Source organism: Streptomyces sp. NPDC002776 (assembly GCF_053592195.1).
In genome coordinates this window covers 86,945-110,574 of the sequence record NZ_JBSFVG010000022.1, presented here as the reverse complement: position 1 = coordinate 110,574, position 23,630 = coordinate 86,945, and the positions used below count along the sequence as shown (strand labels likewise).

Annotated in this window: 2 protein-coding genes and 1 pseudogene; all 3 read left to right on the top strand. The window is 72.8% G+C overall.

The features are described from left to right. On the top strand, positions 1-5,541 hold a 5,541-nt coding region (locus ACWD11_RS31425), incomplete at its 5' end, for an amino acid adenylation domain-containing protein (protein ID WP_451287073.1). Beyond that, a pseudogene (locus tag ACWD11_RS31420) lies at positions 5,538-16,451 on the top strand (amino acid adenylation domain-containing protein); the annotation flags it as partial. The gene ACWD11_RS31425 and the pseudogene ACWD11_RS31420, both read left to right, overlap by 4 nt. Next, positions 16,451-23,590, top strand: a complete 7,140-nt coding sequence (locus ACWD11_RS31415; protein WP_451287071.1) for an amino acid adenylation domain-containing protein — start codon at positions 16,451-16,453, stop codon at positions 23,588-23,590. The pseudogene ACWD11_RS31420 and the gene ACWD11_RS31415, both read left to right, overlap by 1 nt. Positions 23,591-23,630 lie beyond the last annotated feature (40 nt).

Here is a 23,630-nt window from a genome sequence, read left to right as displayed (position 1 = left end):
TACGGGCCCACCGAATCCACCGTCAACATCACCGAATACCGCCTCAACGGCACCCAGCAAGGACCGGTGCCCATCGGCCGGCCCTTCGCCAACACGGCCGTCTACGTCCTGGACTCGGCGCTGCGCCCGGTCGCCCCCGGCGTCACCGGCGAGCTCTACCTCGCAGGCCACCAACTCGCCCGCGGCTACCACCACCGCCCCGCCCTGACCTCGGAACGCTTCACCGCCAACCCCTACGGCGGCCCCGGCAGCCGCATGTACCGCACCGGGGACCTGGCCCGCTGGACCACCGACGGCCACCTCATCTACGCAGGCCGCGCCGACCACCAAGTCAAACTCCGCGGCCACCGCATCGAACTCGGCGAAATCGAAGCCGCCCTCGTCAGCCAGGGCGCAAACCAAGCCGCCGTCATCCTCCGCGAAGACACCCCCGGCGACCAACGCCTCGTCGCCTACATCGTCACCGACACCTGGGACGAATCCGCGGCCCTGGCAAGTGTCGCCGAGCAGTTGCCCGACTACATGATCCCGTCGGCCATAGTCACCCTCGATGCTCTTCCTCTGACCCCCAACGGCAAACTCGACCGCAAAGCCCTCCCCACACCCACCTACACCACGACCGGCCGAGCCCCCCGCACCCCCCAAGAAGAGATCCTCTGCACCCTCTACGCCGAAGTCCTGGGCGGCCTCGAACGCGTCACCATCGACGACAACTTCTTCGACCTCGGCGGCCACTCCCTCCTCGCCACCCGACTCACCAGCCGCATCCGCGCGGTCCTGGGCGTCGAACTCAGCATCCGTCAGCTCTTCGAAACACCCACCGTCGCCACACTGGCCACCCAACTGACAGACGCCGACACAGCCCGCACCCCCCTCACCCCACACCACCCCCGCCCAGACCGCATCCCCCTCTCCTACGCCCAACAACGCCTCTGGTTCCTCCACCAGTTCGAAGGCCCCAGCGCCACCTACAACATCCCCACCACCCTCCGCCTCACCGGCACCCTCAACACCGAAGCCCTCCACCAAGCCCTCAACGACCTCATCACCCGGCACGAAAGCCTCCGCACGACCATCGCCGAGGACGAGCACGGTCCGCACCAGATCGTGCACTCGCCGCAGGACGTGCCGCTGACCGTCGTGGAGACCGACGAGGAGGAGCTGGCGGCGAGGCTGACCGAGGCCGCGCATCACGCGTTCGATCTCGGGGACGAACTCCCGGTGCGGGCAACGGTATTCAGGGTCTCCGCGACCGAGCATGTGCTGCTCCTGCTGATCCACCACATCGCCAGCGACGCCTGGTCGCGCGATCCGCTGGGCCGTGATCTGACGGCGGCGTACACCGCGCGCCACGCGGGCCGGGCTCCGGAGTGGGAGCCGCTCGCGGTGCAGTACGCCGACTACGCCCTGTGGCAGCACCAGCTCCTCGGCGACGACACCGACCCCGACAGCCTCGCCGGACGCCAGCTCGCGCACTGGAAGGAGACCCTCGCGGACCTTCCCGAGCAGCTCGACCTGCCCACCGACCGGCCCCGCCCCGCGGTCGCGGGCCAGGCGGGTGACCGGGTGGAGTTCGCACTCGACCCGCGCCTGCACCGTCGTACGGCCGAATTGGCGCGGGCGACGAACACGAGCACGTTCATGGTGCTTCAGGCGGCGCTCGCGGCCCTGCTCACCCGGCTGGGTGCCGGGGAGGACATTCCGCTCGGCACTCCGGTCGCCGGGCGCACGGACCGGGCGGCCGAGGATCTGATCGGGTTCTTCGTCAACACGCTCGTGCTGCGCACCGACACCAGTGGCAACCCTGCCTTCCGCGAACTGCTGGAGCGTACGCGGCGCGCCGACCTGGCGGCCTACGCCCATCAGGACGTGCCCTTCGAGCGGCTGGTGGAGGCGGTCAACCCGGCGCGGACCCTCGCGCATCACCCGTTGTTCCAGGTGATGCTGATCCTGAACACCGCCGACGCCGACCCGGAGGCGTCGCTCGCGCTGCCGGGGCTGCGGGTCACCGCGGAGCGGAGCCGGCTGGGCGCGGCGAAGACGGATCTGGCGTTCGCGCTGGTGGAGACGCGGGACGGGACGGGGCAGGGGGCCGGGATCACCGGCGCGCTGGACTTCCGCACCGATCTGTTCGACCGTACGACGGCACAGTCGCTGGTGGACCGGTTCGTGCGGCTGCTGGAGGCGGTCGTCGCCGATCCCGGCGTCCGGCTGTCCGAGGTCGACGTCCTGGCGGCCACCGAGCGGCGTGAGCTGCTGGGCGGGGCGGCCGGGACGGTGCTGGACGGGCTCGACGCGACGCTGCCGGAGCTGTTCGCGGCTCAGGCGGCCCGCACCCCGGACGCGCCGGCGGTGGTGTCGGGGTCGACGACGGTGTCGTACCGCGAACTCGACGAGTGCGCCAACCGGTTGGCGCATCTGCTGCGCCAGGAAGGCGTGCGGCCGGGAACCCCGGTGGTCATGTTGATGGAGCGGTCCGTGACGCATGTCGTGGCCACGCTGGCCATCGGCAAGGCGGGCGGAGCGTACGCCCCGCTGCATGACACGTATCCCGTGGAGCGGATGCGGTACGTGGTGCAGGACACGGCGGCCACGCTGGTCCTCACCGACCGGGCGGAGGCCGCACGGGCCGGTGAACTCGGCGTCCGGGTCGTGGTCCTGGACGAGCACGGCGCCCCGGCCGGCGCGCGCCGTGAGCAGGTCCCGCGCACCGGGCTGCGGCCGGACGATCTCGCCTACGTGATGTACACCTCCGGCTCGACCGGACGGCCCAAGGGCGTGGCGGTCACCCAGCGCGGCGTCGTGGACCTCGTACGGGACCACTGCTGGCGGCCCGGCACGCACGCGCGGGTGCTGCTGCACGCGCCGCACGCTTTCGACGTGTCCTGCTACGAGATGTGGGTGCCGCTGCTGTCCGGCGGCACGGTGGTCGTGGCACCGCCGGGGCAACTGGACGCCGCCTCGATCGTGGAGTTGATCGCCCGGCACGACATCACGGCGATCCATCTGACCGCCGGGTTCTTCCGGGTCGTCGCCGAGGAGGCGCCGGAGTGCTTCGCCGGGGTGCGGGAGGTGCTGACCGGCGGTGACGTGGTGTCCCCTGCGGCGGTCGCCCGGGTCCTCGAGCACTCCCCCAGCCTGGTGCTGCGCCATCTGTACGGTCCGACGGAGACGACGCTGTGCGTAACGCAGCACGAGGTACGAGCGCCGTACTCGGCCCGTACGACGCTGCCGATCGGGCGGCCGACCGGCAACACCCGGGCATATGTGCTCGACCGGTACCTCCAGCCGGTGCCGGCCGGGGTGGCGGGCGAGCTGTTCGTCTCCGGCAGCGGCCTGGCGCGCGGCTATCTGCACCGGCCCGAGCTGACCGCCGAGCGCTTCGTCGCCGATCCGTTCGGCACTGCCGGTGAGCGCATGTACCGCACCGGTGACCTGGTACGCCTCAATGCGGCGGGCGAGCTGGAGTATCTGGCCCGCGCCGACGACCAGGTCAAGATCCGCGGCTTCCGGGTGGAGCTCGGCGAGGTCGAGACGGCACTGGCGGCGCACGAGGAGGTCGCGCAGGTCGCGGCCGTCGTCCGTGAGGACCGGCCCGGCGACCGGCGCCTGGTCGCCTATGCGGTGCCGGCGCGGCATGCGCCGGAGGTGGACCCGGCCGGGCTGCGCGCGTTCGTACGGCAGTTCCTGCCCGACTACATGGTCCCCTCGGCGGTGGTCGTCCTGGACGGGCTGCCGCTGACCGCGAACGGCAAACTGGACCGCCGGGCGCTGCCCGCGCCGGACTACGCGGCGGCATCGAGCGGGCGGGCCGCCCGCACTCCGGTCGAGGAGCTGCTGTGCACGCTGTTCGCGGAGGTCCTGGGCCTGGACGCGGTGGGTGCGGACGACGGCTTCTTCGACCTGGGCGGCGACAGCATCCTGTCCATCCAGCTCGTCAGCCGGGCCCGCGCCGCGGGACTCACGCCTGCCGTGCGGGACGTCTTCGAGCACCAGTCGCCGGCCCGGCTCGCCGAGGCACTGGAACTGCGCGGCACCGGCCCAACGGCCGCGGCGCAGGTGCCGCAGGTCGATCCGTACGGTCCGGTGCCGGCCACGCCCGTCATCGCGCGGGTCGCCGAACTGGGCCTGGGCGGCGACGACTTCAACCAGTCCGTGGTGGTGTCCGTGCCGCCCGCGCTGGACGGGGAGCGGCTGACCGCGGCCCTGCGGCGGGTGCTGGATCACCATGACGCACTGCGGCTGCGCACCGGCCCCGACGGGACCATGGAGGTGTGCCCGCCCGGCGCCGTGCCCGTCGAGGACGTCCTCACCCGTGCGACGGCCGACGCGGCCGTCTCCTCCGACGTCGAGACGCTGGCCACAGAGCTCGCGGAAGCCGCCCGGGACCGCCTCGCGCCGGCCGCGGGCCGCATGCTCCAGGCCGTCTGGGTGGACCGCGGGGACCTGCGCGACGGCCTGCTGATCCTGGTAGCGCACCATCTGGTGGTCGATTCCGTCACCTGGCGCATCCTGGTGCCGGATCTGGCGGCCGCCTACCAGGGCGACGCACCGGCCCCGACCGGCACCTCCTGGCGGCAGTGGGCCACCTCGCTGCACCGGCTCGCCGCCGAGCCGGCCACCGAGGCCGAGCTGGGGCACTGGCGGAACACGCTCGCCGTGGACACGGAGCGGGCGCTCCGCGTGGACCGGGAGCGCGATCTGCACCGCACGGCGGGCCGGATCAGCCTCACCCTGCCGGCCGAGGCGACGCGGGCCCTGCTCTCCCGGGTGCCGGGCGCCGTCAACGCGAGCGTCGAGGACGTGCTGCTGACGGCGTTCGGGCTGGCCGTCGCCGAGTGGCGGCGCGTCCGCGGCGAGGACCCGGACGCCCCGGTCGTCGTCGACCTGGAGAGCCACGGCCGCCACGAGGACGCCGTGCCCGGCAGCGAACTCAGCCGCACCGCAGGCTGGTTCACGGCCCTGTACCCCGTACGGCTCGCGCCGGACGTCGCCGACTGGACCGCCCTGCGCCAGGACACTGCCGCCCTCGGCGACGTACTGAAACAGGTCAAGGAACAGCTACGGTCCGTGCCCGGACACGGCCTCGGCCACGGTCTGCTGCGCCATCTCAACCCGCGTACGCGGGACGTACTCGCCGCCCTGCCCGAGCCGGAGTTCGGCTTCAACTACCTGGGCCGCCGTACGGCGGCGCCGTCCGGCCCGGCGGAGCACTGGAGCGTGATCGGCGGCGGGGTCGCGGCCTTCCGGCCCGCGGCGCCGATGGCGCACGTGGTGGAGATCAGCGCCGTGGCGCAGGACGGGGAGGACGGGCCCCGGCTGCGCGCCGACTGGACGTACGCAAGCCGCGTGGTCCGCAACGAGGACGCCCGGACCCTGGCCGAGCTGTGGTTCCGGACCCTTGAAGCCCTCGTGGAACTCGCCGACCGCCCCGACGCGGGCGGCCTGACCCCGTCCGACGTGACCCTCGCCTCCCTCAGTCAGTCCGAGATCGAGGAGTTCGAGGCCGACCTTGATTCCGAGTGGGAGAGTGAGCAGTGAGCCGGCAACCGACTCGTTCGCGTAGCAAGATCGAGGACATCCTTCCGCTGTCCCCGCTCCAGGAAGGCTTCGTCTTCCTCAGCCTGCTCCACGAGGGCGGTCTCGACCCGTACGTCAGTCAGGTCGCCTTCGACTTGCACGGCCGGTACGACGACTCCCGGATGCGCCGCGCCGCCCGGGCCCTGCTGGAGCGCCACCCGAACCTGCGTGCCGGTTTCCGGCAGCGCCGCAACGGCGCCTGGGCCCAACTTGTGCTGCGGGAACCTGAGTTGTCCTGGCAGGAGCACGACCTCGGCGCCCTGCCGACGGAGGATCGGGAGCTCGCGGCAGGCCGACTGGCCGCGGAGGAGCGCGCCCGGCCCTTCGACCTCGGCCGCCCGCCGCTGCTGCGCTTCACGGCCCTGCGGCTGTCCGCCGACCATGTCCGCCTGGTGATGACGAACCATCACATCCTGCTCGACGGCTGGTCACTGCCGGTTCTCCTCAAGGAACTCATGGCGCTCTACGACACCCAGGGCGACGTCTCCGCCCTGCCCCGGGTGCGCCCCTACCGCGACTACCTGGCCTGGCTGGGCGAGCGCGACCGGGACGCCGCCCGGGCGGCCTGGCAGCACTCCCTGTCCGGCCTGGAGGAGGGCTGCCTGCTCGCGCCGGGCACGGTCGAGGTCGACGCGGCCCCGGAGAACGTCTCCCTCAGCGCGGGAGAGGCTCTCAGCGAGTCACTGGCCGCCTGGGCGCGGGCGACGGGCGTGACCATGAGCACCGTGGTGCAGGGCGCGTGGGCTCTGGCACTGGCCCAGGCCACCGGCCGGGACGACGTCGTGTTCGGCGCCACCGTCTCCGGCCGCCCGCCCGAGCTGAACGGCGTCGAGCGCATGATCGGCCTGTTCATCAACACCCTTCCCGTGCGGCTGCGCCTCGACCACTCCGAGACCCTCACCGGCCTCTTCCGCCGCCTCCAGCACGAACAGACCGCACTCCTCGACCACCAGTGGCCGGGCCTCACCGACATCCAGACCTGGACCGGACACCCCCAACTCTTCGACACCGCCATGGTGTTCCAGAACTACCCCGTCGAGGAGGGCTCCCTCGACACCCCGGCCGACGGCACCCGGCTCCGCGTCGCCTCGGCCGAGATCAAGGGCGGCACGCACTTCGCCGTCAACGTCGTCGCCACGATGCGCGGTACGGACCTCTCCTTCCGCGTCGACTACCGCCCCGACCTCTTCGACGCGACCGACGCACGCGACTTCGGGGACCGGATACTGCGAGTGCTGGAGACTCTGGTCGCGGAGTCCGATCAGCTCGTGGGGCGGCTGGAGACGCTCGAACCCGACGTGCGGGAACGGATGTTGGTGGGGTGGAACGGGGCCGCTACCGAGCTGCCGGACGTGCCGCTGCATGAACTGGTTGCGCGGCAGGCCGCGCGGACGCCGGACGGTGTGGCGGTGGTGAGCGACGGGAACACGCTCTCCTATGGCGAGTTGAACGGCCGTGCCAACCAGCTCGCGCGTTATCTGATCGCGCAGGGTGTGGGGGCCGAGCAGTTCGTGGCGGTGGCGCTGCCGAAGTCGCTGGACGCTGTGGTGTCGCTGCTCGCCGTGGTGAAGGCCGGGGCCGCCTATCTGCCGGTCGACCCGGAGTATCCGGCCGAGCGGATCGAGTACATGCTCGAAGATGCCGCGCCCGTGCTGACGCTCACCGAGCCGATTCCTTACGAGGTGTATGCCGGGCAGTCGGCCGCCGAGGTCGACGACTCCGAGCGGCGGATGCCGTGGGCTTCGGGACATGCGGCTTACATGATCTACACGTCCGGGTCGACCGGGCGGCCCAAGGGTGTGGTCATCGACCATCACGCGCTGGCCACCTACCTCCACCGGGCCGGTAGCGCCTACCCCGCGATGGCAGGCTCCACCGTCCTGCACTCTCCCCTCGCCTTCGACCTGACCATCACCGCCCTGTGGACCCCCCTGACCAGTGGCGGCACCGTCCAGCTGACCTCGCTGGAAGAGAGCAACAGCCAGCCGACACTGGTCAAGGCCACCCCGAGCCACCTGCCGATCCTGGCCAGCCTGCCCGACAGCGCCTCGCCGTCGCAGACGCTCATCCTGGGCGGAGAAGCCCTGCACGCGGATCAGCTCACCACCTGGCGCGAGCAGCACCCCGACGTTGAGGTGATCAACGCCTACGGGCCCACCGAATCCACCGTCAACATCACCGAACACCGCCTCAACGGCACCCAGCAGGGGCCGGTGCCGATCGGCCGGCCGTTCGCCAACACCGCCGTCTACGTCCTGGACTCGGCGCTGCGCCCGGTCCCGCCGGGTGTGACGGGTGAGCTCTACCTCGCAGGCCACCAACTCGCCCGCGGCTACCACCACCGCCCCGCCCTGACCTCGGAACGCTTCACCGCCAACCCCTACGCTCTGCCCGGCAGCCGCATGTACCGCACCGGGGACCTCGCCCGCTGGACCACCGACGGCCACCTCATCTACGCAGGCCGCGCCGACCACCAAGTCAAACTCCGCGGCCACCGCATCGAACTCGGCGAAATCGAAGCCGCCCTCGTCACCCAGGGCGCAAAGCAGGCCGCCGTCATGCTCCGCGAAGACACCCCCGGCGACCAACGCCTCGTCGCCTACATCGTCACCGACACCTGGGACGAAACCGCGGCCCTGGCAAACCTCGCCGAGCAACTCCCGGACTACATGATCCCGTCAGCCATCGTCACCCTCGACGCCCTCCCCCTCACCCCCAACGGCAAACTCGACCGCAAAGCCCTCCCCACACCCACCTACACCACGACCGGCCGAGCCCCCCGCACCCCCCAAGAAGAAATCCTCTGCACCCTATTCGCCGAAGTCCTCGGCCTCGAACGCGTCACCATCGACGACAACTTCTTCGACCTCGGCGGCCACTCCCTCCTCGCCACCCGACTCACCAGCCGCATCCGCTCCACCCTGGGCGCCGAACTCAGCATCCGTCAGCTCTTCGAAACACCCACCGTCGCCGCACTGGCCACCCAACTGACAGACGCCGACACAGCCCGCACCCCCCTCACCCCACACCACCCCCGCCCAGACCGCATCCCCCTCTCCTACGCCCAACAACGCCTCTGGTTCCTCCACCAGTTCGAAGGCCCCAGCGCCACCTACAACATCCCCACCACCCTCCGCCTCACCGGCACCCTCAACACCCACGCCCTCCGCCAAGCCCTCAACGACCTCATCACCCGGCACGAAAGCCTCCGCACGACCATCGCCGAGGACGAGGAGGGCTCTCACCAGGTCCTGTTGGACTCAGCCGAGGTACCGTTCCGCACCGTAGAGGCTACCGAGGGCGACGTGGACGGCCGTGTCACCCAGGACGCCGCGCAGCCCTTCGACCTGAGCACCGAGATCCCGGTGCGGGTGACGCTGTTCAGGATCTCCGCGACCGAACACGTACTCCTCCTGCTGATCCATCACATCGCCAGCGACGCCTGGTCACGCGGCCCGCTGGCCCAGGACCTCACCACCGCCTACACCGCACGCCTCACCTGCCACGCACCGGACTGGCCCCCGCTGCCGGTCCAGTACGCCGACTACGCCCTCTGGCAACACCAGCTCCTCGGCGACGACACCGACCCCGACAGCCTCGCGGGACAGCAACTCGCACACTGGAAGGAAGCCCTCGCCGGCCTCCCCGAACAGCTCGACCTGCCCACCGACCGGCCCCGGCCGGCTTCGGCGTCGTACGACGGGGGCCGGGTGCCTCTGGAGGTGCCCGCGGAGCTGCACGGGCGGATCGCGGAACTGGCACGGGACACGAACACGACGGTGTTCATGGTGGTGCAGGCGGCTTTGGCGGCGCTGCTCACCCGGCTCGGCGCGGGCCAGGACATTCCCATCGGCACACCGATCGCGGGCCGCACCGACGACGCCACCGACCGGCTCATCGGCTTCTTCGTCAACACCCTCGTCCTGCGCACCGACACCAGTGGCGACCCGGCCTTCCGCGAGCTGCTGAGCCGGGTGCGGGCCACCGATCTGACCGCCTACACCCACCAGGACCTCCCCTTCGAGCGTCTCGTCGAGGCAGTCAACCCCACCCGTTCGATGGCTCACCACCCGCTGTTCCAGGTGCTGTTGACCTTGCACAACACTCATGCGGCGGGGGCCGAGGAGACGACGTCCTTCGCGGGGCTGCGCGCGCAGGTGCGGGGCACGGACACGGTGTCGGCGCGGTTCGATCTGTCGTTCGCGCTGGCCGAGCGGTTCGGTGACGGCAACAGCTGCGCGGGGCTGGGCGGCAGCATCACTTACAGCACGGCGCTGTTCGACCGGGAGACCGTGGAGGAGCTCGCCGGGCGGCTGGTGCGGCTGCTGAGTGCGGCCGTGGCCCATCCGGACCGGCCCATCGGGCAGTTGGAGGTCATGTCGGCGGACGAGCGGCGCCGGGTGCTCGGGGAGTGGAACGACACGGCCCGGGAGGTGCCGACCGAGTCGGTGCCGGAGCTGTTCGAGCGGCAGGCGGCGCGGACGCCGGAGGCGGTGGCCCTGGAGTTCGGTGGAGACGTGCTGTCGTACGCCGAGCTGAACGCGCGGGCCAACCGGCTGGCGCGGTGTCTCGTGGCGCGGGGTGCGGCTCCGGGCCGGCTCGTGGCTGTGGTGCTGCCGCGCTCGCTGGACCTGGTGGTCACGCTGCTGGCGGTGCTGAAGTCAGGGGCGGCGTATCTGCCGGTCGATCCCGGCTATCCGGCGGACCGGGTGACGTACATGCTGGACGACGCGACACCGGCGCTGACCTTGACCGAACCGGTCGGCGAGGCGGAGCTCGCGAGGTACTCCGTGTCCGACCTGAGCGCGGCGGAGCTGCGCGGGCCGGTGGCGGCGGCGCATCCGGCGTACGCGATCTACACCTCGGGGTCCACCGGGCGGCCGAAGGGCGTGGTGGTGCCGCGGGGTGCGCTGGGCAACTTCCTGGCCGACATGGGGGCGCGCGTCGCTCCCGGCGCGCTGGACCGGCTGCTGGCGGTGACCACGGTCGGTTTCGACATCGCGGGTCTGGAGCTGTTCCTGCCGCTGCTGCACGGCGCACGGCTCGTGCTGGCCGACGAGGAGACGGCGCGCGATCCGCGGGCGCTGCTGCGGGCCGTCGAGCGCACGGGGGCGACCCTGGTGCAGGCGACGCCGAGCCTCTGGCAGGGTGTGGCGGCCGAGGCGGCGGGCGAGCTGGCCGGGGTGCGTGTGCTGGTGGGCGGTGAGGCACTGCCCGCGGAACTGGCGCGGTCGCTGGCCGGGCAGGCCCGGTCGGTGACGAATCTGTACGGTCCGACCGAGGTGACGATCTGGGCGACGGCCGCGGAGGTGACCGGGACGAACCGGGTCACCATCGGGCGGCCGCTGGCCAACACGCGGGCGTATGTGCTGGACGCGGCGCTGCGGCCGGTGCCGGTGGGCGTGCCCGGTGAGCTGTATCTGGCGGGGGCGCAGTTGGCCGAGGGCTATCACCGGCGTCCCGGGCTGACCTCGGAGCGCTTCGCGGCCGATCCGTACGGTGCTCCGGGCGCGCGCATGTACCGCACGGGCGATCTCGTGCGCCGGGAGCGGGACGGGGCGCTGCGCTATCTGAGCCGGGTCGACCAGCAGGTGAAGCTGCGTGGCTTCCGGATCGAGCTCGGCGAGGTCGAGGCGGAGCTGGCGCGGATGCCCGCGGTGGCGGAGGCCGCCGTGACGGTGCGCGAGGACCGGCCGGGGGATCAGCGGCTGGTGGCGTACGTCGTCGGCGACGGCGCGGTGCCGGGCGCGGGCGAGCTGCGGGAGCATCTGCGGTCGCGGCTCCCGGAGTTCATGGTGCCGACGGCCTTCGTGATGCTGGACGCGCTGCCGCTCACGCCGAACGGAAAACTGGACCGCAGGGCGCTGCCCGCGCCGGACGAAGCGGTGGAGGAGGCCGGCCGGCCGCCGCGCACCCCACGCGAAGAGATCCTGTGCGGTTTGTTCCGGGAGGTGCTGGGCACCGCGCGGTTCGGCATCGACGACAGCTTCTTCGACCTGGGCGGTCACTCGTTGCTGGCGAGCCGACTGGTGAGCCGCGTACGGGCCACGCTGGATGTGGAACTGTCGGTGCGGCAGTTCTTCGAGACGCCGACGGTCGCCGGACTGTCCGCCGCGCTGGAGGCTGCCGGGCGGGCCCGTACGCCGCTGACGGCGCGTCCCCGGCCGGAGCGGGTGCCGTTGTCGCCCGCGCAGCAGCGGCTGTGGTTCCTGCACCGGTTCGAGGGGCCGTCGGCGACGTACAACGTGCCGACCGCGCTGCGGCTGTCCGGGCCGCTGGACCGTACGGCGCTGGAGCTGGCGGTCGGGGATCTGCTGGAGCGGCACGAGAGCCTGCGCACGGTGTTCGCCGAGGACGAGGCGGGGGCGCGGCAGATCGTGCGGCCGGTGGAGCGGGGGCGCGAGCCCCTGGAGGTGCTGGAGGCGACCGAGGAGAGCGTGGCGGCCCGGGTGGCCGATGCCGCGCGCCACGCCTTCGATCTGACGGCGGAACTGCCGTTCCTGGTCCGGCTGTTCCGGCTGTCCGAGGACGAGCACGTGCTGTTGCTGCTCATCCATCACATCGCCTGCGACGGCTGGTCGATGACGCGGCTGGCCCGTGATCTCACCACCGCCTACGCGGCGCGCCGCGGCGGTACGGAACCGGGGTGGCACCCGCTCGCGGTGCAGTACGCGGACTATGCGCTGTGGCAGCACGAGGCGCTGGGCGACGAGGCGGACCCGGAGAGCGTCGCCGGGACCCAACTGGCGTACTGGAAGGAGGCGCTGGCGGGCCTGCCCGAGCAGTTGGAGCTGCCCACGGACCGGCCGCGTCCGGCGGTCGCGGGCTACGGCGGCGACCGGGTCGAGTTCACCGTGCCGGCGGCGCTGCACCGGCGGCTCGGGGAACTGGCGCGGGCCACGCACGCGACGACGTTCATGGTGGCCCAGGCCGCGTTCGCGGCGTTGCTGACCCGGCTGGGCGCGGGCGAGGACATTCCGATCGGGACTGCGGTGGCCGGGCGCGACGACGCGGCGACCGAGGATCTCGTCGGGTTCTTCGTCAACACCCTGGTGCTGCGCACGGACACCGGCGGCAACCCGAGCTTCCGTGAGTTGCTGGGCCGGGTGCGGGAACGCGATCTGGCGGCGTACGCGCATCAGGACCTGCCGTTCGAGCGGCTGGTGGAGGCGCTCAATCCGGTACGCAGCCTCGCCCATCACCCGCTGTACCAGGTGATGATCACGTTCAACAGCGCGACGGAGGCGCCGGGCGTGGTCGCGGACGCGTCGGGTGACACGGGCCTCGCGGTGACGCGGATGGCGGCCCGGACCGAGGTGGCGAAGTTCGACCTGTCGCTCACCCTGGGCGAGGGGCACACGCCGGCCGGGGAGGCGGCGGGGATGCGGGGTTCGCTGGAGTACCGCACCGAGTTGTTCGACCGGGAGACCGCCGAGTCGATCGTGACGCGGCTGCTGGGCGTGCTCGGCTCGGCGGTGGCGGACCCGGATCTGCCGATCGGCGGAATCGGCCTGCTGGATCCGGCCGAGCGGCACCGGCTGCTGGTGGAGTGGAACGAGACCGCTCGTCCGCAGCGGGAGGCGACCCTGCCCGAGCTGTTCGAGGAGCAGGTGGCGCGGACTCCGGGACGCCCGGCGTTCTCGGCGGGCGGTACGACACTGTCGTACGCGGAGCTGAACGCGCGCGCCAACCGGCTGGCGCATCTGCTGGCCGAGTGCGGGGCGGGCCCGGAGCAGGTGGTGCTGATCTCGCTGCCGCCGTCGGTGGAGCTGGGCGTGGCGGTGCTGGCGGTACTGAAGACGGGTGCCGCGTACCTGCCGGTGGACCCGGGGTATCCCGCGGACCGGGTGGCGGTGATGCTGGAGGACGCCGACCCGGTGTGCGCGCTGACCTCGTTGTCCGTGCCCGGGGAGCTGTTCCCGGCACAGTTGGCGCGGCTGGTGCTGGACGATGCGGAGGTGGCCGAGCGGCTCGCCGAATACCCGGAGCACGATCTCGCGGACGAGGACCGTACGCAGCCGTTGTCGCCGTGGAACGCGGCGTACGTCATCTACACCTCGGGCTCGACCGGGCGTCCGAAGGGGGTGCTGGTCGAGCATCAGCCGGTGGTCAACTACCTCGCGGTGTCGGCCGAGTTGTACCCGGGTGTGGCGGGTGACGCGCTGGTGCACTCGCCGCTGTCGTTCGACCTGACGGTGACCGGTCTGTTCGCGCCGCTGCTGAACGGCGGGTGTGTGCACCTGGCCGACCTGGAGGAGCTGCACGAGCGGGCGTCGGCGGGGGAAGTGCCGCCGGAGCTGCCGCAGATGACGTTCCTGAAGGCGACGCCGAGCCATCTGCCGCTGATCACCGGGCTGCCCAAGACCTGTGTGCCGCGCGGTGAACTGGTGCTGGGTGGCGAGTCGTTGACCGGGCGGGCGGTGCGGTCGCTGCTGGCGGCGCACCCGGGGGCGCGGGTGCTCAACGAGTACGGTCCGACGGAGACGATCGTCGGCTGCACCACGTGGGACGCCTCGTCGGCGGAGGACCTCACCGACGGGGTGCTGACCATCGGCCGTCCGTTCCCCAACACGCGGATGCTGGTCCTCGACCGGTTCCTCCAGCCGGTTCCGGCGGGAGTGCCGGGCGAACTGTACGTGTCCGGGGTGCAGTTGGCGCGCGGCTATCTGAGCCGGCCGGGGCTGACTGCGTCGCGGTTCGTCGCGAACCCCTTCGAGGCGCCGGGCGTGGGGGCACCTCCCACGCCTTTCGGGCAGGGGGGGAGGATGTACCGGACAGGCGACGTGGTCCGCTGGAATCGGCACGGTGAGCTGGAGTTCATCAGCCGCGTCGACGACCAGGTCAAGATCCGCGGCTTCCGGGTGGAGCTGGGCGAGGTGGAGGCGGCGCTCGCCCGTCATCCGGGGGTGGCCGAGGCGGTGGCCGTGGTCCGGGAGGACCGCCCCGGCGACCGGCGGCTGGTGGCCTATCTGGTCGAGGCGGACGACTCGGCGCCCGTCGACGCGGAGGTGCGCGAGCACCTGTTGGCGTCGCTGCCGGACTACATGGTGCCGGCGGCGTTCGTCCGGCTGGACACACTGCCGCTGACCGGGAACGGCAAGCTGGACCGCAAGGCGCTGCCGGCGCCGGACTACGCGGCGCTCAGCACCCGGCGGGCGCCGCGCGATCCGCGCGAGGAGGCGCTGTGCGCGCTGTTCGCCGAGACGCTGGGCCTGGACGCCGTCGGCATCGACGACGGGTTCTTCGACCTCGGCGGCGACAGCGTGCTGTCGATCCAGCTGGTGAGCCGGGCGCGCGGCCAGGGCCTGGTCCTGGGCGTGCGGGACGTTTTCGAGCACCAGACGGTCGCCCAGCTCGCGGAGTCGCTTGCGGCGGCACAGCCCGAGAGCGTCCCGCAGGAGGTCCAGGAGGAGCACGGGCCGGTGCCGCTGACGCCGATCATGGGCTGGTTCGCCGAACTGGGCGGCCCCGTCGAGCCGTTCAACCAGTCGGTGGTCGTGGCGGTGCCCGCGGAGCTGGACCAGGGCCGACTGGTGGGCGCGCTTCGGGCGGTGCTGGACCGGCACGACTCGCTGCGGCTGCGCGTCAGCGCCGACTGGGCGATGTCGGTCGCCGAGCCGGGCACCCCGGACGCGGCCGGTCTGCTGACCCGGCACCACGCGCCGGGCCTGGCGGACGCGGACGCGCACGGCGTGCTCACGGAGCTGGCGTCCGCGGCCCGTGACCGGCTCGCCCCGGCCGAGGGTGTCGTACTCCAGGCGGTGTGGCTGGACCGAGGGCCCGAGCAGTACGGCCTGCTGGTGCTGGTCGCCCATCACCTGGCGGTCGACGCGGTGAGCTGGCGTCTGCTGGTGCCGGACCTGGCCGCCGCCTACGAGGGCCGCGAGTTGAGCCCCCCGGGCACGGGCTGGCGCCGCTGGGCCACGACCCTGCGGGACCTGGCCGAGGACCCAGCCGTCGAGTCCGAGCTGGAGTACTGGGCGGACGCGTCCCGCACGGCCGGGCCCGAACCGGCGCTGGACGCGGACCGCGACACCCACGCCCGCGCCGGGCAGGTCGTCCTCGACCTGGACGCCGGGACCACCGAGGCGCTGCTCACCTGGGTGCCGGGCGTCTTCCACGCCGACGTGGAGGAGCTGCTGCTGACCGCGTTCGGACTGGCCGTCGCCGACTGGCGGCGCGGCCGTGGGCACAGCGCCGACGCGCCCGTCGCGGTGGACCTGGAGAACCACGGCCGGCACGAGCACCTCGCACCGGACACCGATCTCACCCGTACGACGGGCTGGTTCACCGCCCTGTACCCGGTGACGCTGAGCCCCGAGGTCACGGACTGGGCGGAGGTCTGGGACGGCGGCGCGGCGACCGGGCGGGCGCTCAGGCGCGTGAAGGAGCAGTTGCGCGCGGTGCCGGGCGACGGCCTCGGCCACGGGCTGCTGCGCTACGTCAATCCGCGCACCCGGGCGCGGCTGGCGGCCCTCCCGGTGCCGGCCTTCGGCTTCAACTACCTGGGCCGGTACACCGGTGGCCGGGCTGCGGGCGGCGCCGGGGAACCGAACGCGTGGAGCGTGCTGGGCCGCGGTGTGGCGGGCCAGCATCCGGACACCGCGCTGGCGCACCCGGTCGACCTGGTGGCGGGCGCCCACGACACCGAGCAGGGTCCGCGGCTGCACTGCGTGTGGACGTATCCGTCGGCCGTACTGGCCGAGGAGGAGATCCGGCGGCTGGGCGAGGGCTGGTTCCGGGCCCTGCGGGCGCTGGTGGAACACGCGGGCCGTCCGGAGGCCAGCGGTCTGACGCCGTCGGACGTCTCCCTCGCCGCGCTCAGCGAGGACGACATCACACGACTCGAAAGCGAATGGGGTTCCCTCTGATGTCCAAGTCCGGCTTGCAAGACATCCTGCCGCTGTCCCCGCTGCAGGAAGGCATGCTGTTCCACAACCTGTTCGACGGCGAGGAGCTGGACGCCTACAACGTCCAGGTCTTCGTGGAGCTGGCGGGCACCGTGGACACCGACCGGCTGCGGGGGGCCATCGAGGCGCTGCTGAAGCGGCACGCGAACCTGCGGGCCGCGTTCCGGCACGAGGGTCTCAAGCGCCCGGTCCAGCTCATCCCCCGTGCGGTGACACTGCCGTGGCGGGAGGAGGACCTGAGCGGGCTGCCGGAGGCCGAGCGGGAGGCCGTGGCGGAGCGGATCGCCTCCGAGGACCGCTGGCGCCGATTCGACCTGGGGAAGCCGCCGCTGATGCGGTTCACCCTGATCCGCCTCGGCGGCGGCCGGACCCGGCTGGTGATGACCAACCATCACATCCTGCTCGACGGCTGGTCCATGCCGGTGCTGCTGCGTGAGCTGATGACGCTGTACACGGTGCGCGGCGACGGGTCGGCGCTGCCGCGGGTGCGGCCCTACCGGGACTATCTGGCGTGGCTGGAGTCCCGGGACCGGGAGGCGGCCCGGCTGGCCTGGACGCAGGCGCTGGAGGGCTTCGACACACCGAGTGTCGTGGCGCCGCAGCGCGGGGCGCTGACCGCGGCGCCGGAGCGCGTCCACTTCGAGGAGGACGCGGCCGTCAGCGCGGCGCTCACCCGGTTCGCACGGTCGCACGGGGTGACCGTCAACACGGTGATCCAGGGCGCCTGGGGGCTGGTGGTGTCCCATCTGACGGGCCGGGACGACGTGGTGTTCGGGGTGACCGTGAACGGCCGGCCGCCCGAGCTGCCCGGGGTCGACACCATGGTCGGTCTGTTCATGAACACGCTGCCGCTGCGGGTCGCGCTGCGTCCGGCGGAGCCGCTGTCGCAGTTCCTGCGGCGGATGCAGGCCGAGCAGACCCGGCTGATCGACCATCAGTGGATGGGGCTCGCGGAGATCCAGCGCTGGGCGGGCTCGGGCGAGCTGTTCGACACCGCGATGGTGTTCGAGAACTATCCGCTGGACTCCAGCCGGAGCCGTCCCACGGCACCGTCCGCGGGCACGGATCTGCCGACCGTCTTGAAGATCCACTCCCGGGACCAGATGCACTACCCGCTGGGGCTGCTGGCGCTGCCCCGCGAAACGCTGCGCTTCTCTCTCGGATATCTGCCGCAGGTGTTCGACGCGGCCAGTGTCGAGCAGGTGGTCGGGGTGTTCCGGCGGGCCCTGCACACGGTGCTGGACAGCCCGGACCTGCCGGTGGGTGCCGTGCCGCTGCTCGATCCCGGGGTGCGTCGCACGGTCGTGGAGCGGTGGAGCGGCTCGGACGCCGGGCGGCCCGGCGAACTGTTCACCCGCCTGTTCGAGGAGCAGGTCGCGCGGACACCGAACCGGCCGGCGCTGGTCGCCGCCGACGGCCGGCTCACCTACGCCGAGCTCAACGCGCGGGCCAACCGGCTGGCCCGGCGGCTGGTCGAGCTGGGCGTGGGACCCGAGCGGTATGTGGCGATCGTGGTGCCGCGCCGCACCGACCTGGTGATCGGCATGCTGGCGGTGCTGAAGGCGGGCGGGGCGTACGTACCGGTCGACCCGGACTATCCGGCCGACCGGATGCGGCACATGATCGAGGACTCTGCGCCGGTCCTGGTGCTGACCACGAGCGACATGGACGCGGTCGTCGGCGAGGAGTGCGGCTGGCCGCTGACGTTCGTGCTGGACAACCCGCGGCTGAACCGCACCCTGAGCCGGCACCCGGGCGGCGATCTGACCGACGCGGACCGGGCCACTCCCCTGCTGCCGCACCATCCGGCCTACGTCATCTACACCTCCGGTTCCACCGGCCGCCCCAAGGGCGTGGTCACCGAGCACCGGGCGCTGACGGCGTTCGTCCGCCACGGCCGGGCCGAGCAGGGACCGCATGTGCGGGGTCTGTCGGTGATGCAGGCCTCGGCGTCGTTCGACCAGAGCGTCGGGTCCCTGCACACCCCGCTGATCAGCGGCGGCTGCGTGCGGCTCGCGGACCTGCCGACGCTGGCGGAGGCCGCGGCGGTCGAACCGGACTTCCGCCGGGCCACGTTCCTGAAGGCCACCCCGTCGCATCTCGCGATGCTCTCCACGATGGACCGCGAGGTGTCCCCGTCAGGGCTGCTCACGCTGGGCGGCGAACAGTTGCGCGGCGACCACCTCACGGCGTGGCGGGCGGAGCACCCGGAGGTGACCGTGGTGAACGTCTACGGCCCCACGGAAGCCACCGGCCACTGCCTGGAGCGCTGGATCAAGCCCGGCACCGAGATCCCCGAGGGCCCGGTGCCGATCGGCACCCCGCACGCGGGCGTGCGGGTGTACGTCCTGGACTCCGCGCTGCGGCCGGTCGCGCCCGGCGTGGCCGGCGAGGTGTATCTGGCGGGCGAGCAGCTGGCCCGCGGCTATCTCAACCGCGCCCGGCTGACGGCCGAACGCTTCCCGGCCAACCCCTTCGGCGCCCCGGGCAGCCGGATGTACCGCACCGGCGACATCGCCCACTGGACCGACGACGGCGAACTGGTCTTCGTCGGGCGCGCGGACACCCAGGTCAAGCTGCGCGGCTACCGGATCGAGCTGGGGGAGATCGAGTCCGCGGTCGCCGCCCAGCGGGGCGTAGTGCGCTGCGCCGTGCTGCTGCGCGAGGACACCCCCGGCGACCAGCGGCTCGTGGCGTACGTCGTCACCGATCCGCAGCGCTGGGACGAGACCGCCGCCCTGACGGGCCTGGCGCGGCGGCTGCCGGACTTCATGATGCCGTCGGCGCTCGTCCCGCTCGACGCGCTGCCGCTGACCACGAACGGCAAGCTGGACCACAAGGCCCTGCCCGCCCCGACCTACTCCACGGCAGGCGGCGGCCGGGCCCCGCGCACTCCGCGCGAGGAGATCGTCTGCGCGCTGTTCGCCGAGATCCTGTCGGTGTCCGACGTGACCGTCGACGACAACTTCTTCGACCTCGGCGGCCACTCCCTGCTCGCCACCCGGCTCGTCAGCCGGATCCGGTCCACGTTGGGCGTGGAACTGTCCATCCGGCAGTTCTTCGAGACGCCGACGGTCGCCGCCCTGTCCGCTGTGCTGGACGGTGCGGGCCGGGCCCGCACGCCGCTCACCGCACGGCCCCGGCCGGAGCGCGTCCCCCTCTCCTACGCCCAGCAACGCCTGTGGTTCCTGCACCAGTTGGAGGGGCCCAGCCCTACGTACAACATCCCGACCGCGCTGCGGCTGACCGGCCCGCTGGACCGGCGGGCGCTGGAAGCGGCGCTGCGGGACGTCGTCGCCCGCCACGAGAGCCTGCGCACGGTCTTCGCCGAGGACGAGGACGGTGCGCACCAGATCGTGCTGGGCCCCGAGCGGGCCGAGCTCGTCTTCGAGACCGCCGACACGAGCGAGGACCGCTGGGAGGAGGATCTCGCCCAGGCGTCCCGGTACTCCTTCGACCTGAGCACGGAACTCCCCGTCCGGGCCCGGCTGCTGCGCGTCGGTGACACCGACCACGTGCTGCTGCTGCTCATCCACCACATCGCGAGCGACGCCTGGTCGCGCGGCCCGCTGGCCCGCGATCTGGCCGCCGCCTACACCGCGCGCTGCACGGGCCGGGCGCCCGACTGGCAACCGCTGCCCGTCCAGTACGCCGACTACGCGCTGTGGCAGCGTGAGGTGCTCGGCGACGACGGGGACGGCGACAGCGTCGCCGGGGCCCAACTGGCGTACTGGAAGCAGGCCTTGGCGGGCCTGCCGGAGCGGCTGGAGCTGCCCGCCGACCGGCCTCGTCCCGCGGTGGCGAGCCAGGCGGGCGACCGGGTGGAGTTCACGCTCGGCGCCGAACTCCATCAGCGGCTGGGCGAGTTGGCGCGGTCCACGGACACCACGCTGCACATGGTGCTCCAGGCCGCGCTGGCGGCCCTGCTGACGCGGCTGGGCGCCGGCGAGGACATTTCCCTGGGCACGCCGATCGCGGGGCGCACCGACGACGCCACCGATCAGCTCGTCGGCTTCTTCGTCAACACCCTGGTGCTGCGCACCGACACCGGCGGCGACCCGACCTTCCGCGAGCTGCTGGCCCGGGTCCGGGCAGCCGACCTCGCCGCCTACACGCACCAGGACCTGCCCTTCGAGCGCCTCGTGGAGGTCCTCAACCCCGCCCGCTCCCTCGCCCATCATCCGCTGTTCCAGGTGGTGCTGGCCGTGCAGAACGCCGGTCCGCGCCCCGGCGACACGGCCGGTCTGCCGACGCTGCCGGGCGGCCTGGTGGTGTCCGGGCTCGGCGGGACGGCCACCGCGGCCAAGGTCGACCTCGGCTTCTCGGTGGTGGAGCGCAGGGCGGAGGACAACGCGCCCGTCGGCGTCGGGGGCGTGCTGGACTACAGCACGGACCTGTTCGACCGCCGGACGGCGCAGTCGCTGGTCGACCGGTTCGTGCGGCTTCTCACCGACGCGGCCGCGCGGCCCGAGGCGACGCTGAGCCGGCTGGAGGTGCTCGGCGCCGAGGAGCGGCAGCGGGTGCTGCACGAGTGGAACGACACCGCCAGGAACCTCGCGCCCACCACCTTGCCGGACAGCTTCGAGCGGCATGTGCGGGAGCAGCCCGACGCCGAGGCCCTGGTGTTCGACAGCGCCTCGCTGAGCTACGCCGAGCTGGACGCCCGTGCCAATCGGCTGGCGCGGCTGCTGGTGGCGCGGGGCGCCGGGCCGGAGCGGCTGGTGGCGCTGGCGCTGCCGCGCTCGGCGGAGCTGGCCGTCGCCGTCCTCGCGGTGACCAAGGCGGGCGCCGCCTATCTGCCGCTCGACCCGGGTCATCCCGCCGGGCGGATCTCCGACACGCTGGCGGACGCCGCGCCCGTGGCCCTGCTGACCACGAGCGCCGTCGCGGCGGAGCTGCCGGAGACGGACGTACCGACGCTCGTGCTGGACTCGGCCGGGACGCTGGAGCAGCTCGCGCAGGCGGACGCGGCCGCTGTCACCGACGCCGACCGGCTGTCGCCGCTGCGGCCCGCGCATCCGGCGTACGTCGTCTACACCTCGGGAACCACGGGCCGGCCCAAGGGGGTGACGGTGACGCACGCGGGCCTGCCCGGGTTGGTGGACATCTTCACCGCGCAGTGCGGGGTGGTGCCCGGCAGCCGGGTCCTGCACCACCTCTCCCCTGGCTTCGACGGCGCCTTCTGGGAGCTGACGATGGGGCTGCTGACCGGGGCGACGCTCATCATCGCTCCCCCGGAGCTCACCCCGGGGCGGGAGCTGGCCGAGCTGGCGGTGCGGGAGTCGGTCACGCACGCCGCGATCACCCCCGGTGTGCTCCAGCTGATCCCGGAGGGGGCGCTGCCGGACGGCATGACCCTCGTCGTCGCCGCCGAGAGCTGCCCGCCCGAGCTGGTCAAGCGCTGGTCCTCCGGCCGTCTGATGCTCAACTCCTACGGCCCGACGGAGGCGACGGTGTGCGCCACCATGAGCCGCCCGCTGGCCGGGCCGGTCGCCCCGCCGATCGGCGGCCCCATCGCCGACACCGCCGTGTATGTGCTGGATGCCGCCCTGCGGCCGGTCGCCCCGGGCGTGCCGGGTGAGTTGTACGTCCGGGGCCCGGGTCTCGCCCGCGGCTACCTGGGCCGCCCGGCGCTGACCGCCGACCGCTTCGTGGCCGCTCCGTTCGGGGCGCCGGGCGGGCGGATGTACCGCACCGGTGACCTGGTGCGGTGGAACGCGGACGGGCAGCTGGAGTACCTGGGCCGCACCGACACCCAGGTCAAGGTGCGCGGCATGCGCGTGGAGCCGGCCGGGATCGAGGCGGTCGTGGCGCGCCGGCCGGGGGTGCGCCAGGCCGCCGTGCTCGTCCGCGAGGACACGCCCGGCGACCGGCGGCTGGTCGGCTATGTGGTGCCGGAGGAGGGCGCGGTCGTGGACGGCGCGGCGCTGCGCGGGCAGGTCCGCGAGGTGCTGCCCGAGTACATGGTGCCCGCCGCGTTCGTGGTGCTGGACAGGCTGCCACTGACCGCGAACGGCAAGCTCGACCACCGGGCGCTGCCCGCGCCGGAGTTCCGGGCGGGCGACGGCCGTGCCCCGCGCAGCCCGCGCGAGGAGGCGCTGTGCCGGCTCTTCGCCGAGGTGCTGCGCCTGGACCTCGTGGGACCCGACGACGGCTTCTTCGACCTGGGCGGCCACTCCCTGCTGGCGGTACGGCTGATCGAGCGGATCCGTGCCGAGCTGGGCGCGGAGGTGGCCGTACGGGATCTGTTCGCGGCCCCCTCGGCCGCCGAACTCGCGGCGCGGCTCGTCTCGCGCGGTGACCGCGAGCCGATGGAGCGGCTGCTGCCGCTGCGCGCGACCGGCTCCGCACGGCCGCTGTTCTGCATCCACCCCGGGTCCGGGATGAGCTGGTGCTACGCCGGTCTGGTGCGCCATCTGCCCGCGGAGATCCCGGTCTACGGCATCCAGGCCGCGGGCCTCGACGGCGACAGCGGGCTGCCCGCGACGCTGGAGGACATGGCGGCCGAGTACGTCGACCTGATCCGGCAGGCGCAGCCCGAGGGGCCGTACCGTCTGCTGGGCTGGTCGCTGGGCGGCAACGTGGCCTTCGCCATGGCGAACGAGCTGCGCGCCCGCGGCCAGGAGGTCGAGCTGCTGGCGTTCCTGGACGCCTACCCGCGGCGGGCGTCCGCCGGGCCCGAACCCGCCCTGGCCGAGGTCTTCGCCCACAACCTGCGTGACGCCGGCTTCGAGGTCCGCGAGGAGGAACTGGCCTCGGGCGCGTTCCCGGTGGCCCGCTACCGGGCGTTCCTGGAGGCCAGCGGCGATCCGATGGGCCGCCTCGACGAGTCCGAACTTGCCGCCGTGTTCAAGGTGTTCATGAACAACGCCCGGCTGATGCGCGGCCATGCGCCGGGCCGCCACGACGGCGACGTCCTGGTGCTGACCGCGGAGCGGGTCTCCGGCGAGAAGCTGGCGCGCCGGGACCACGAGTCGTGGCGGCCGTACGTATCGGGCCGTATCGACCGGGTCGGCGTCGACGCCGACCACCTCGGCCTTGTGCAGTCCGACGCGGCGCTCGCCCGGATCGCCGAGGCGCTGGCCGAGCGGATCGGCTGAACTCCCGCGGGGCGGCGTCACCGGACGCCGCCCCGCCTTT

Coding starts and splice junctions, on each gene's coding strand:
- ACWD11_RS31415 (WP_451287071.1), top strand. CDS start 16,451: ATGTCCAAGTCCGGCTTGCAAGACATCCTGCCGCTGTCCCCGCTGCAG.